Here is a 13,195-nt window from a genome sequence, read left to right as displayed (position 1 = left end):
CATGGGGGACACTGGACGACGCACACCCCGTGTCCCCCGACAGGAGCCCTCCCCTATGCCCCGCCTCGCGATCTACACCCTTATCGTGTGTCTGCTGGCCGTCGCCGCCGCGGTCGTCTCCTTCGCGCAGGGCAGCTTCCTCGGGATCGTCTGGGTGCTGCTGGCGGGCCTGTCGTCCAACATGACCTGGTATTACGTCAAGCGGGACAAGGCCCGCAAGTCCGTCACGGGCTGACCGCGCAGATCTCGTTCGTACCCTGCCAGAAACGGTAGAGGTCCTGGCCGCAGTACGTGTCGAAGTCGCTGATGCCGAGCCCGCGCAGCACCGCGTCGACCGCGTCGAAGAACACGGCGTTGACCGACGGCACCCACAGCAGCGCGAACACGAACAGCAGCCCGAACGGGGCGAACGGCTCCACCTGCCGCTTCACGTTGTACGACAGCCACGGCTCGATCACCCCGTAGCCGTCCAGGCCGGGCACCGGCAGGAAGTTCAGGATCGCCGCCGTGACCTGGAGCAGGGCGAGGAAGGCGAGCGCGTACCGGAAGTCGGCGGGCACGCCGTCCAGGGCGTCGAGCCAGAACGGCGCGGTGCAGACGGCGGCGAACAGGACGTTCGTCAGCGGGCCGGCCGCCGAGACCAGGCTGTGCCGCCAGCGACCCTTGATCCGCCCCCGCTCGATGAAGACGGCACCACCCGGCAGACCGATCCCGCCCATGATCACGAAGATCACCGGCAGCACGATGCTGAGCAGGGCGTGCGTGTACTTGAGCGGGTTGAGGGTGAGGTACCCCTTCTCGCCGACCGTGATGTCGCCGCTGTGCAGGGCGGTGCGCGCGTGCGCGTACTCGTGCAGACACAGCGAGATGATCCACGCCGCCGTCACGAACAGGAACACGGCCACGCCCGGCTGCTCGGCGAACCCGGTCCAGGTCGCCCAGCCGGTGACCGCGGTGACGGCCAGGATCCCGACGAAGACGGGGCTGATCCTCCGGTCGCCGCGGCGAGTGGTGACGCTGGTCATGAGGCTCCCTGAGCTCGTCGGCACGCTTGGAACGGCCCGACCGTACCGGGCGCACCGGGAAAACGTCTCGCGGTGGGCCCCGGGTTCCATGGAAAGGTGGGGACCTGGGGCTGTGGCCTGTGCTCGACGCCGTCCGCGCCATCCCGTCGGAACCCCGTGACCGCCCACCGGCCCGCCAGAGAGAATGAACCCCGTGCGCTACCGCATCCTCGGCACCACCCAGGCACTCCGTCCCGACGGCACCCCCGTCGCCGTCGGCGGGGCGCGGCTGCGTGCCCTGCTGACGGTGCTGGCCCTGCGGGCCGGGCGGAGCGTGCCCGCGGGGCTACTGGTGGAGGAGGTGTGGGCCGGGGACCCGCCCGCCGACGCACCGGGCGCGCTGCAGGCGCTGGTCGGACGGCTGCGCAGGGCCCTCGGCGCGGAGCAGATCGCCTCCGCCGAGGGCGGCTACCGGCTCACCGCCGCCCCCGACGCCGTGGACCTGCACCGCTTCGAACGGCTCACCGCCGACGGCATCCGCGCCCTCGCCGACGGCGACCCCGGCAAGGCGGCCGCCCTCCTCGACGACGCCCTCGCCCTGTGGCAGGACCCGCCCCTCGCCGACCTGCCCGACCGCACCTCGGAGGCGGCCCGCAGGGAGGCCCGCCGACTGGACGCCGTGCGCGCCCGCCACACCGCCGCGCTCGCCCTCGGCCACGCCGAGGAGTCGCTCCCCGAACTCACCGCCCTGTGCGACGCCCACCCCCTGGACGAGCCCCTCCAGTCCCTGCGCCTGCGCGCCCTGCGCGACGCGGGCCGCCCGGCCCAGGCCCTGGCCGCCTACGAGGACGTACGCCACCTCCTCGCCGACCGCCTCGGCTCCGACCCCGGCCCCGACCTCCGCGCCCTGCACGCCGAACTCCTCGCCCCACCGCCACCCCACGGCCCGTCCCCGCACACCGAGCTCCGCAACTCGCCGTCACCCCACGGCCCGTCCCCGCGCGCCGAGCTCGGCACCTCGTCGGCATCCCATGGCCCGTCCCCGCGCGCCGAGCTCGGCACCTCGTCGGCATCCCATGGCCCGTCCCCGCGCGCCGAGCTCGGCAGCCCGTCGGCATCCCACGGCCCGTCCCCGCGCGCCGAGCTCGGCACCTCGCCGTCACCCCATGGCCCGTCCCCGCGCGCCGAGCTCGGCACCTCGTCGGCATCCCACGGCCCGGCCCCGCATGCCGAGCTCGGCACCTCGTCGGCATCCCACGGCCCGTCCCCGCGCGCCGAGCTCGGCACCTCGTCGGCATCCCATGGCCCGGCCCCGCATGCCGAGCTCGGCACCTCGTCGGCATCCCATGGCCCGTCCCCGCGCGCCGAGCTCGGCACCTCGTCGGCATCCCATGGCCCGTCCCCGCGCGCCGAATTCCGCACCCCGTCGACGCCTCACCGCCCGGCCCCGCGCAGCGAGTTCCTCGGCCCGTCGGCCCCGCACCCCGGGCCGACGGCCCCCGCCTCTCCCCACACCTTCACTCCTTCCGCCCCCGGCGCGCCGGACGGCGCCGGTCCCGGCTCGTCCACGGGTGTCCCGCCCCAGCCGCCGGCCGGCCCTGGAGCGCCGGACGGTGTCGGCTCGGCCCCGGTGCCCGACGCCGCCGTAGCGCGGAACGCTCATGTCGTCGCCCCGGCCACCTCGCCCGTGCCCCCCGCCCTCGCCGCCCCGTCCCCTCCCGGCAACCTCCGCGCCCGGCTTACCTCCTTCGTCGGCCGGGAGGCCGAGATAGCCGCCATCCGGGGGGACCTCGCGGACGCGCGGCTCGTCACCCTGCTCGGGCCCGGCGGGGCGGGGAAGACACGGCTGTCGCAGGAGGCCGCCGAGGGCGTACGCGAGGCCGCACGCGACGGGGTGTGGCTGGCCGAGCTCGCGCCCGTCTCCGACCCGGACGCCGTACCGCAGGCCGTGCTGACCGCCGTCGGGGCACGGGAGACCGTGATGTACGGCGCCGGCGCCGAGGAGATGCGGGCGGTCGCCGCCGAGCGGCACGACGACCCCGTGGAGCGGCTGGTCGAGCACTGCGCACGGCGGCGCATGCTCATCGTCCTCGACAACTGCGAGCACGTCGTCGCGGCCGCCGCCCGTCTCGTCGAGGAACTCCTCCGGCGCTGCCCCGGGCTGACCGTTCTCGCCACGAGCCGTGAACCCCTCGGTGTGCCGGGGGAGTTGCTGCGTCCCGTCGAGCCGCTGCCGGAGCCCGTCGCAATGCGGCTGTTCGCCGACCGGGGCGCGGCCGCCCGGCCCGGGTTCCGCGTCGAGGACGATCCCGAGGCCTGCGCCGAGATCTGCCGGCGGCTCGACGGCCTGCCCCTCGCGATCGAGCTCGCCGCCGCCCGGCTGCGCATGCTGGCCCCACGTCAGATCGCCGACCGGCTCGACGACCGGTTCCGGCTGCTGACCTCCGGCAGCCGTACCGTCCTGCCCCGCCAGCAGACCCTGCGCGCGGTCGTGGACTGGTCCTGGGACCTGCTCGACGAGGAGGAGCGCCAGGTCCTGGCCCGGATGTCCGTCTTCGCCCGCGGCTGCGACCTCGCCGCCGTCGAGGCGGTGTGCGGGCCCGCCGTGCGCGACCCGCTCGACCCCCTCGCCTCCCTCGTCGACAAGTCCCTCGTGGTCGCCGCCCCGGCCGGCGACGGCGCGATGCGCTACCGGCTCCTGGAGACCGTCGCCGAGTACGCCGCCGAGCGGCTCGACGAGACCGGCCGGCGGGCGGACGCCGAGCGCGCGCACCTCACGTACTACCGCGAACTCGCCCGCACCACCGAGCCGTTGCTGCGCGGACCGCGTCAGCTCGCCGCCATCGAACGCTTCCAGCTCGAGTACGAGAACCTGCGCATCGCGCTGCGCCGCGCCGTCGCCGCCCGCGACGAGCAGGAAGCCCTCAGCCTCACCCTGTCCCTCGTCTGGTACTGGCAGATGCGCGATCTGCGCATCGAGACCCGCACCTGGACCCGCGCGGTCATGGACCTCGGCCCCGACCCCTTCGCCGACCCCGTCCGCCCCGCCGCCCCCGTCTGGAAACCCCTCACCGACACCCCGCCGCCACTGGCCGGCGAGGCCCTCGCGGAGGCCCGGCGCGGTGTCCACCTCGCCCATCTCACCTGCATGGAAACCGAGCTGGACGCCTGGCAGAACCCGGCCGCGCAGCGCAAACTGCGGGCCATCAGCGAGACCTACACACCCGGCCTGCCGCAGACCTGCCGGGTCCCCGGCCTGTTCTGGTTCTACGCCGTGATGCTCGTCGACGGCACCGACCGCATCCGCACCATCCTCGACGCCAACGTCGCGACCTGCCGCAGCACCCCCGGCTACGAGTACGAGCTCGCCGCCTGTCTGCAACTGCGCGCCAACCTCCTCGCCAACCGCTCCGACTGGGCCGGCGACGCGGGCCAGGACGCCGACGAGGCCCTGGAGACCTTCCGCCGCCTGGGCGACGCCTGGGGCGCGGCCGAGGCACTCTCCGCGCGCGCCGAGGCACATGAACGGCTCGGCGCCTACCTGGAGGCCGCCGCCGACTACGAGGAGGCCATGGGCCAGGCCGAACGGCTCGGCGCCCGCCACCAGATGGCGGTCCTCGGCGCCCGGCTGGGCAGCGCGCTCCTCGAAGCGGGGGAGGAGGAGCGGGGCGAACGGACCCTGCGCGAGGTGATCGCCGGTCCGTGGGGCAGCGTCAACGACGCGATGCCCGCCGCCCGCCTCTTCCTCGCCGGCCACCTGGGCCTCACCGACCGGCGAGCCGAGGCCCAGGAGCAGCTCCGGCTGCTGCGCGAGGAGTTCGCCCTCGCGCACTTCGTCGTCTTCGACGCCTTCATCCTCGGCGCCGAGGCATGGCTGAAGGCGGTCGGCGGCGATCACGATGCCGCCCTGGTCACCATCCGCGAGGCCCTGGAACGCGCCACCGACCGGCTGTCCATGACCGTCGCCCCGCACATGCGTTCCTTCTACCTCTGCATCGCCGCCATCGCCCTGGCCGGTGTGGACGGCGGTGGCCGGGCGTCGGCCGCCGCCCGCTGTCTCGGGACCGCCGACGCCCTGCTGCCCGCGAGCCATGTCGCCGTCCGCCTGGAGCGCGAGTCCCACCGGCTCGCCTCCGAAGCGGCCCGGGCCACCCTCGGCGACGAGGCGTTCGAGGCCGCCTACACCGAGGGCGGCGGCCTCTCCTTCGAGGAGGCCGCCGCCCTGGTGTGACCGGTCATGGCCGGGCTCAGCTCTTGGTACGGAACTTGTGGATGGCGACCGGCGCCATCACCACCGTCAGCCCCACCGACCAGGCCAGCGTCACCCACAGCCCGTGCGCGACCGGGCCGCCGACCATCAGGCCGCGGGCCGCGTCCGCGAGCGAGGACAGCGGGTTGTAGTCGGTGAAGTTCTGCAGCCAGCCCGGCATCGAGCCGGTCGGCGCGAAGATCGACGAGCCGAACTGCAGCGGCATCAGCACCAGGAAGCCCATCGCCTGCACCGACTGCGCGCTCTTCATCACCACACCGAGGGTGAGGAACACCCACATCAGCGCGGAGCCGAACACGGTGGCCAGCCCCACGGCGGCGAACAGCCCGGGCCAGTGGGTGATGTCGAAGCCCACCAGCACGGCCACCACCATGAGGATCGCGCAGGCGACGAGCATGCGCATCAGTTCCACCACGATCTTGGCGAACAGCACCGAGCCCCGCCCGATGGGCAGCGACCGGAAGCGGTCCATGACCCCGGAGTTGAAGTCCGTGTTGAAGCCGGTGCCCACGCCCTGCGCCATGTTCATCCCCATCATGGCCAGCAGCCCGGGAATGACGTACTGGACGTAGGCCTCCTGTCCGCCGCCCAGCGACTGCCCGATGGAGCCGCCGAAGACGTACACGAACAGCAGGGTGAAGATCACCGGGAACAGGACCGCGTCGAACATCGACTCCGGGTCCTGGCGGATCCACAGCAGATTGCGGCGGATCAGCGCCCCGGTGTGCCGGAGGTGGCCGCGCAGCGGGATGCGCGCGTCGGCGCCGGCCTGGGTGGTCGCGGTGGTCGCGGTGGCGGTGGCGGCGCTCATACGGCGACCTCCTCGAGTTCGGCGGCCGGGGCGTCCTGCGGGGCACCGGCACGGTGGCCGGTGAGCGACAGGAACACCTCGTCCAGGCTGGGCAGTTCGGTGGTGAGAGAGGAGAGGGTGACGCCGCGCGCGGTGACCGCGCCGACGACGGCGGTGAGCTGCTCGTCGCTGAGCACCGGCACCAGCAGCGAGCCGCGCTCGGCGTCCACGACGGTGGTGGCGAGGCCGGTGATGCCGAGCCCGTCGATCCAGCCCGCCAGCGGCCGCAGCTGCAGCGGATCGGCGGGCCGCACCCGCAGGGTCCGCCCCCCGACCTTCGCCTTCAGCTCCTCGATGCCGCCGCCCGCGATGACCCGGCCCCGGTCGACGACGGTCAGCTCGGAGGCCAGTTGCTCGGCCTCCTCCATGTACTGGGTGGTCAGCACCACGGTCACGCCGTCCCCGACCATCGTCTTGACCTCGCTCCACACCTCGTTGCGGGTGCGCGGGTCGAGTCCGGTGGTCGGCTCGTCCAGGAACAGCACGGACGGGCGGCCGATCATGGACGCGGCGAGGTCCAGCCGCCGCCGCATACCGCCGGAGTACGTCCCCGCCGGCCGCTTGGCGGCCTCCGTCAGCGAGAACCGCTCCAGCAGTTCGTCGGCGCGGGCCCGGGCGTCCTTGCGGGACAGGTCGAGCAGCCGCCCGATCAGATACAGGTTCTCCCACCCGGGGAGCTTCTCGTCCACGGAGGCGTACTGCCCGGTGAGTCCGATGACCCGGCGCAGTTGCCGGGGCTGCCGCAGGACGTCGTAGCCGGCGACGGTCGCCTGGCCGGCGTCGGGAGCGAGCAGGGTGGACAGGATCCGCACGAGGGTGGTCTTCCCGGCGCCGTTCGGCCCGAGCACCCCCATCACGGTGCCCTCCCGCACCTCCAGGTCCACCCCGTCCAGTGCCTTGGTCTCGCCGTAGTGCTTGACCAGCCCCCGAACGGTCACGGCGCTCCCGGCGCCACTGGGGTTCTTGTCGATTCGCGTCATGCCGGGAACAGTGCCAGGGCCCGCCTACAAACCACCGACATACGACCGACAGCCCGCCTACACGGCTTCCGGCCGGCCACATCGGCACCGGCCGGGTCGGCGCCACCACGCGCGGCAGCCCGCCGACGGGGGAAGATCGGCGGGCTGCACTGTGCGGGATTGGCTCAGTGAACGCTGTGCTCCTCCTGCGGGAACGTCCCGCCGACGACGTCCTCCGCGAACGCCTTCGCCGCGTCGCCCATGACCGCGCGCAGGTCGGCGTACTGCTTGACGAACTTCGGGACCCGCCCGCCGGTCAGACCCAGCATGTCGGTCCACACCAGCACCTGCGCGTCGCACTCCGCGCCGGCGCCGATGCCCACCGTCGGGATGTGCAGCACCCGCGTCACCTCGGCGGCCAGCTCGGCCGGCACCAGCTCCAGGACCACCGCGAAGGCGCCCGCGTCCTGCACGGCCTTGGCGTCCCGCAGCAGCTGCGCGGCCGCCTCCTCGCCCCGCCCCTGCACGCGGTAGCCCATCGCGTTCACGGACTGCGGGGTCAGCCCGATGTGCGCCATGACCGGGATCCCGGACTCCACCAGCAGCTCGATCTGCCGGTGCGAGCGCTCGCCGCCCTCCAGCTTCACGGCTCCGACCCCGGCCTCCTTGACCAGCCGGGTCGCCGAGCGCAGCGCCTGCACCGGGCCCTCCTGGTACGAGCCGAAGGGCAGGTCGCCGACGATCAGGGCACGCTGCGTGCCCCGTACGACCGCCGCCGACAGCATGGTCATCTCGTCGAGGGTGACGGGCACGGTGGTCTCGTACCCCAGATGGCAGTTGCCCGCCGAGTCGCCGACGAGCATCACGGGAATCCCGGCCTCGTCGAACACCGACGCGGTCATCGCGTCGTACGCGGTGAGCATGGGCCACTTCTCGCCGCGCTCCTTGGCGAGCGCGATGTCGCGGACGGTGATACGGCGTGTGCCCTTGCCCCCGTACAGCGCCTTGCTGCCGTCGGTGGGCTTCGTCTGGGCAGCCGAAAGCTGCGTCATTGCAACGGCTCCTTACGTCATCTCGAGGCGCCCTCACGGCGTCCCCGGACCACCCCCATGGTGGCACCTCGTGCCAGGCGGGGCCAGACCGCCCCCTGTGGCCAAAAACTCGGGGGTAAAAGCTGAGTAAGGGAATCACCAACACCATCCGATACGAGACGGTCTCGTATCGAAATAGTTCTACTCTGGACGACATGACTACTCCTGCCGTCCCCACCGCGCCCCGGATACCGGAAGTCGTGCACCGGCGTCGTTGGGTGATCCTCGGCGTGCTGATGCTGAGCCTGCTGATCGTGGTGCTGGACAACTCGATCCTGAACGTCGCGATCAAGACCATCTCCACCCCGGCACCCACCGGGCTCGGCGCCACGCAGAGCGAGCTGGAGTGGGCCATCAACTCCTACACGCTGGTCTTCGCGGGCCTGCTGTTCACCGCCGGACTCCTCGGTGACCGCATCGGCCGCAAGAGGGTCCTGCTCGGTGGTCTCGCCGTGTTCGGCATCGGCTCCGCGCTGGCCGCCGAGTCCGGCTCGCCCGCCCAGCTGATCGCCTTCCGCGCGCTGATGGCCGTCGGCGCCGCGTTCGTGATGCCGGCCACCCTCGCCGTCCTCATGAACGTCTTCGAGCGGGAGGAGCAGCCCAAGGCGATCGGCATCTGGGCCGGCGGCGTGGGCCTCGCCATCGCCATAGGGCCGATCACCGGAGGCCTCCTCCTGGACCACTTCTGGTGGGGCTCGGTCTTCCTCATCAACGTGCCGATCGTGATCCTCGCGTTCGCGCTGATGCTCTGGCTGGTGCCCGACTCCCGCGACCCCAACCCGGGCCGGATCGACCCCGTCGGCGTCGTCCTGTCCGTCGTCGGCCTCGTCCTGCTCGTCTACGGCATCATCAAGGGCGGCGAGCTGGCCGACTTCACCGACGTCACCGTGCTCTCGACGATCGGCGCCGGTCTCGCCGTACTCGCCGCGTTCGTCGTGTTCGAGGCGCGCAGCGACCATCCGTCGATAGACGTCACCTACTTCAAGAACAAGGTGTTCTCGGCCGCGATGGCCGTGGTCACGCTGGTGTTCTTCGCGCTGATGGGCGTGACCTTCTTCTCGGTCTTCTACACCCAGAGCGTGCGCGGCTACTCGCCGCTGGAGTCCGGCGTGCTCCTGCTGCCGCTGGCCGCGGCCCAACTGTTCTTCGCACCGCGCGCCCGGCTGGTCGTGGACCGTATCGGGATCAGGGCCACGACCACGGCGGCCATGCTCGTCCTCGCGGCGACCCTGGGCGCGTTCGCGGCGCTGGACGCGGACACCCCGATCTGGCTCCTGGAGATCGTCTTCTTCTGCATGGGCGCCGGCATGGCGCACGTCATGACCCCGACCAGCGTCGTCATCATGCAGTCCCTGCCCCGGGAGAAGGCCGGCTCCGCCTCCGCGCTCAGCAACACCTTCCGCCAGCTCGGCGGCGCGCTCGGCATCGCCGTCCTCGGCTCGGTGCTGGCGACGGCGTACCGCAACGGCATCGAGGGCAAGCTCGGCGCGGTGCCGGCCGGGCTGCGCGAGACGGCGGGCGAGTCCATCGAGGCCACGCTCGGCGTCGCCGCGAAGCTCGGCGCGAGCGGCAAGGACCTGATCGACCCCGCCAACGACGCGTTCCTGCACGCGATGCACGTCACCGCGTTGTGCGGGGCCGTGGTCGCGCTCGCCGGCGCGGTCGTGGTGGCGCTGTTCCTGCCGGGGAAGCCGAAGGCACCTCAGCAGGGCGCCCCCGAGGAGGAGTTGGTGCGTACGGAGTCGTAGCCCGGCCGTGGCGGGACAGCCCTTGGGTGAGAATTCCCCCAGTACGACGAAAGGAATGATGGACGTGAGCCTCGCCGGCAGTGGCACCGCTCCGGAACAGCCCGTCCGGGGCCGGCCCCGCAGTGAGGCCGTGGAACGGGCCATCATCGAGGGGACGATGAAGCTGCTGGAGGACGGCGTGCCGCTCGCCGAGATCTCCATAGAGCGCATCGCCCGTACCGCCGGAGTCGGCAAGGCCACGATCTACCGGCGGTGGAGCGGCAAGGAGGAACTCTTCGTCGACGTGCTGCGCGCCGCCGAACCCGGGGACCCCGAACGGCTCCCGGGCACGTCCATGCGCGACGACCTCATCGTGCTGCTCGAGTCGCTGCGGCAGCGGGGCCTGGCCAACCGCTCCTCGGCGATCCTGCACAACGTCCACGCCCAGATGAAGAGCAGCCCCCGGATCTGGGCGGCGTACCACAACTCGGTCATAGCGCCCCGGCGCAGGATGGGCATCGAGGTCCTGCGCCGCGGTCAGGAGAACGGCGAACTCCGCGCCGACCTCGATGTGGAGCTGGTGAACGACATCGTCGTGGGTCCCATGCTCGTCCGCGCCGTCCTGCGCCCCGAGGCCGAGCTCCCCGAGGATCTCGCGGAACGTATCGTCGACACGCTGCTCACCGGACTACGCCCCGTCAACTGACTCGCCGGTCAGTGGGATGTTCGCGTTTCGTCACAGACCAGGCATCGCGCCGCAGGTCCGGAACCCCCGGTGCCGCCCCGGTCGTCCTCGTGCGAGTACGGCCGTCGAGGGACGGCAGGATCGAAGCCGATCATCCCCTAGGGTCGTACCCACGGGGGAGACGGTGTGCACGGCAGGCAGTGAGGCGACGGTATGGCGCAGCAGGCGTACATGACGGAGACGGACGACAACGGCGGCTCGGGACCCGAGCGCCGGGGAGACCGGCTCCGGCGCCTGATCGGCCGGCTGGCCGCCGGCTGGCGCGGCGATCCGCGCGTCTGGCGCCGCGGCCTGGTGGTCGCCGCGCTGGCCCTGCTCCTCTCCCTGGTGATGCTGCTGCACTCGCGCATCCCCAACCGCTTCGGCAACCTCGGCAGCCTCACGGAGACGTTCCTGCCGTGGTTCGGGCTCCTCATCCCGCTGTTCCTGGTCCTCGCCCTGGTGCGCAAGTCGGCCAGCGCGCTGATCGCGGTGGTCCTGCCGGCCGTCGTCTGGCTGAACCTCTTCGGCGGACTGCTCGGCGACAAGACCGGCAGCGGCGGCGACCTCACCGTCGCCACGCACAACGTCAACGCCGACAACCCCGACCCGTCCGGCACCGCCCGCGACGTGGCCGCGTCCGGGGCGGACGTGGTGGCGCTGGAGGAACTGACCGCCTCGGCGGTGCCGGTGTACGAGAAGGCGCTGGCGGCCACGTACAAGTACCACTCGGTGCAGGGCACGGTCGGCCTGTGGAGCAAGTACCCGCTGAGCGCGGTGAAGCCCGTCGACATCAAGCTGGGCTGGACGCGCGCGATGCGGGCGACGGTGGCGACCCCGGAGGGCGACGTGGCGTTCTACGTCGCCCATCTCCCCTCCGTGCGGGTCAAGCTGCAGGCCGGCTTCACCGCCCGGCAGCGCGACAAGAGCGCGGACGCGCTGGGCGAGGCGATCGCCGACGAGCCGCTGAGCCGGGTGATCCTGCTCGGCGACCTCAACGGCACCATGAACGACCGCTCGCTGAACGCGGTGACCTCCCAGATGCGTTCCACGCAGGGCGCGGCGGGCAGCGGCTTCGGCTTCAGCTGGCCGGCGTCGTTCCCGATGGCGCGGATCGACCAGATCATGGTGAGGGACGTGGAGCCGGTGACCTCGTGGACGCTCCCGCAGACGGGCAGCGACCATCTGCCGGTGGCGGCACGTGTGAAGCTCACCACAGACGGTGCCTGAGGCGCTGTTGGAATGCGGGCCGGGGCGAGTTTGTTCCGTCGTTGAACATTCGATGGAGTCGACCCCCGACCCGAAAGGCTGCGTCCCCTCATGCCTCTGGCCCTGCTCGCCCTGGCCGTCGGCGCTTTTGGCATCGGCACCACGGAGTTCGTGATGATGGGCCTGCTGCCCGACGTGGCGGCAGACCTCCACATCTCGCTCCCCACCGCCGGACACCTGGTCTCCGCGTACGCCCTCGGCGTCGTCATCGGCGCTCCGCTGCTCGCGGCGCTCACCGCCCGGATGCGGCGCCGGACGCTGCTGATGTCCCTGATGGCCCTGTTCGTGGCGGGCAACACCCTCTCGGCGTTCGCCCCCGGCTACGACTCCCTCCTCGCCGCCCGCTTCCTCAGCGGCCTCCCGCACGGCGCCTTCTTCGGCGTGGGCGCGGTGGTGGCCACCCGCATGGTCGCGCCGGAGCGGAGGGCCCGCTCGGTGTCGCTGATGTTCCTCGGCCTGACCGTCGCCAACATCGCGGGCGTCCCCGTCGCCACGCTCATGGGCCAGCGCCTCGGCTGGCGGGCGACCTTCCTCGGCGTGAGCGCGATCGGCCTGGCGGCGATAGCCTCACTGGCCGCTCTGATCCCCCGCGACACCGCCGGTGCCCCCGCCACCGGCCTGCGCGGCGAACTGGCCGCCCTGAGGTCCCTCCCGGTCTGGCTGGCGCTTGGTACGACCGTGGCGGGCTTCGGAGCCCTCTTCTCGGCGTACAGCTACATCACGCCGATGCTGACGGACGCGGCCGGTTACGCGGACTCCAGCGTGACGCTGTTGCTCGCGCTGTTCGGCGTCGGCGCGACGATAGGCAACCTGCTGGGCGGCCGCCTCACCGACCACGCGATGCGCCGCACCCTGTTCGCGGGCCTGGCATCCCTGGCGGCGGTCCTGGCGCTCTTCCCCCTCCTGATGCGCACCCAGTGGACCGGCGCCCTGGCGGTCGTCCTCCTCGGCATCGCGGCCTTCGTCGCCGGCACCCCGCTCAACCTCATGGTCATGGAGAAGGCCTCCACGGCCCCCTCCCTCGCCTCCTCCGCCAACCAGGCCGCCTTCAACCTCGCCAACGCCGGCGGCGCCTGGATCGGCGGCCTGGCCCTCGCAGCGGGCTTCGGCGTGACCTCCCCGGCCCTGGCCGGCGCCGCCCTGTCGCTCCTGGGCCTCGCGGTGGCGGGAGTGGCGTACGGCGTGGACCGCCACAGGGCTTCGACCGGCATCACCGGCATCACCGGCCACGAGCGGATCGTGGCTACGCACGTACCGGAGCCGACGCAGGCGGCGGTACACCACTGACGTCGGTGCTCTGC

General features: G+C 72.5%; 10 protein-coding genes. 6 read left to right on the top strand and 4 right to left on the bottom strand.

Annotation, left to right across the window (positions count from 1 at the left end):
• Nucleotide 1 precedes the first annotated feature (1 nt).
• Nucleotides 2-235: a hypothetical protein gene (locus ACIRF9_RS07285; RefSeq protein ID WP_403817660.1), complete on the top strand. Its 234-nt coding sequence runs from the start codon at nucleotides 2-4 to the stop codon at nucleotides 233-235.
• Here the strand turns inward: ACIRF9_RS07285 and ACIRF9_RS07280 are convergent.
• The gene (locus ACIRF9_RS07280; RefSeq protein ID WP_403817657.1) at nucleotides 225-1,025 is read right to left on the bottom strand and encodes a site-2 protease family protein; all 801 of its coding nucleotides are present in this window, start codon (nucleotides 1,023-1,025) and stop codon (nucleotides 225-227) included. The two genes, ACIRF9_RS07285 and ACIRF9_RS07280, sit on opposite strands and share 11 nt — an antisense overlap.
• A 184-nt stretch (nucleotides 1,026-1,209) precedes the next feature.
• Here ACIRF9_RS07280 and ACIRF9_RS07275 point away from each other — a divergent pair, with 184 nt between their 5' ends.
• Nucleotides 1,210-5,235, top strand: a complete 4,026-nt coding sequence (locus ACIRF9_RS07275) for a BTAD domain-containing putative transcriptional regulator (protein ID WP_403817654.1) — start codon at nucleotides 1,210-1,212, stop codon at nucleotides 5,233-5,235.
• Between the two features lie 16 nt (nucleotides 5,236-5,251).
• Here ACIRF9_RS07275 and ACIRF9_RS07270 read toward each other — a convergent pair whose 3' ends face one another.
• The 3 genes from ACIRF9_RS07270 to panB form a co-directional block, all read right to left on the bottom strand.
• On the bottom strand, nucleotides 5,252-6,085 hold the full coding sequence (locus ACIRF9_RS07270; RefSeq protein WP_403817651.1) for an ABC transporter permease: 834 nt from the start codon (nucleotides 6,083-6,085) through the stop codon (nucleotides 5,252-5,254).
• Nucleotides 6,082-7,104, bottom strand: a complete 1,023-nt coding sequence (locus ACIRF9_RS07265) for an ATP-binding cassette domain-containing protein (protein WP_403817648.1) — start codon at nucleotides 7,102-7,104, stop codon at nucleotides 6,082-6,084. Before ACIRF9_RS07265 ends, ACIRF9_RS07270 begins: the two co-directional genes overlap by 4 nt.
• Before the next feature lie 164 nt (nucleotides 7,105-7,268).
• Entirely contained in the window at nucleotides 7,269-8,135 is an 867-nt protein-coding gene (gene panB / locus ACIRF9_RS07260; protein WP_403817645.1) for a 3-methyl-2-oxobutanoate hydroxymethyltransferase, read from the bottom strand.
• Nucleotides 8,136-8,329: 194 nt separating this feature from the next.
• Here panB and ACIRF9_RS07255 point away from each other — a divergent pair, with 194 nt between their 5' ends.
• The 4 genes from ACIRF9_RS07255 (at nucleotide 8,330) to ACIRF9_RS07240 (ending at nucleotide 13,181) form a co-directional block, all read left to right on the top strand.
• On the top strand, nucleotides 8,330-9,922 hold the full coding sequence (locus ACIRF9_RS07255; RefSeq protein WP_403817643.1) for an MFS transporter: 1,593 nt from the start codon (nucleotides 8,330-8,332) through the stop codon (nucleotides 9,920-9,922).
• A gap of 64 nt (nucleotides 9,923-9,986) precedes the next feature.
• Nucleotides 9,987-10,607: a TetR/AcrR family transcriptional regulator gene (locus tag ACIRF9_RS07250; protein WP_403817640.1), complete on the top strand. Its 621-nt coding sequence runs from the start codon at nucleotides 9,987-9,989 to the stop codon at nucleotides 10,605-10,607.
• Nucleotides 10,608-10,799: 192 nt separating this feature from the next.
• Entirely contained in the window at nucleotides 10,800-11,855 is a 1,056-nt protein-coding gene (locus ACIRF9_RS07245; RefSeq protein ID WP_403817637.1) for an endonuclease/exonuclease/phosphatase family protein, read from the top strand.
• A 90-nt stretch (nucleotides 11,856-11,945) separates the two neighbouring features.
• Nucleotides 11,946-13,181 (top strand): MFS transporter, encoded by a 1,236-nt coding sequence (locus ACIRF9_RS07240; RefSeq protein WP_403817634.1) that lies wholly within the window; start codon nucleotides 11,946-11,948, stop codon nucleotides 13,179-13,181.
• Nucleotides 13,182-13,195: the final 14 nt, after the last annotated feature.

The organism is Streptomyces sp. NPDC096132, assembly GCF_044763345.1.
GTDB lineage: Bacteria > Actinomycetota > Actinomycetes > Streptomycetales > Streptomycetaceae > Streptomyces.
The sequence above is the reverse complement of the archived record's forward strand: the minus strand, read 5'-3'. Positions and strand labels throughout refer to the sequence as shown.

Coding starts and splice junctions, on each gene's coding strand:
- panB (WP_403817645.1), bottom strand. CDS start 8,135: ATGACGCAGCTTTCGGCTGCCCAGACGAAGCCCACCGACGGCAGCAAG.
- ACIRF9_RS07275 (WP_403817654.1), top strand. CDS start 1,210: ATGAACCCCGTGCGCTACCGCATCCTCGGCACCACCCAGGCACTCCGT.
- ACIRF9_RS07245 (WP_403817637.1), top strand. CDS start 10,800: ATGGCGCAGCAGGCGTACATGACGGAGACGGACGACAACGGCGGCTCG.
- ACIRF9_RS07280 (WP_403817657.1), bottom strand. CDS start 1,025: ATGACCAGCGTCACCACTCGCCGCGGCGACCGGAGGATCAGCCCCGTC.
- ACIRF9_RS07265 (WP_403817648.1), bottom strand. CDS start 7,104: ATGACGCGAATCGACAAGAACCCCAGTGGCGCCGGGAGCGCCGTGACC.
- ACIRF9_RS07270 (WP_403817651.1), bottom strand. CDS start 6,085: ATGAGCGCCGCCACCGCCACCGCGACCACCGCGACCACCCAGGCCGGC.
- ACIRF9_RS07255 (WP_403817643.1), top strand. CDS start 8,330: ATGACTACTCCTGCCGTCCCCACCGCGCCCCGGATACCGGAAGTCGTG.
- ACIRF9_RS07240 (WP_403817634.1), top strand. CDS start 11,946: ATGCCTCTGGCCCTGCTCGCCCTGGCCGTCGGCGCTTTTGGCATCGGC.
- ACIRF9_RS07285 (WP_403817660.1), top strand. CDS start 2: ATGGGGGACACTGGACGACGCACACCCCGTGTCCCCCGACAGGAGCCC.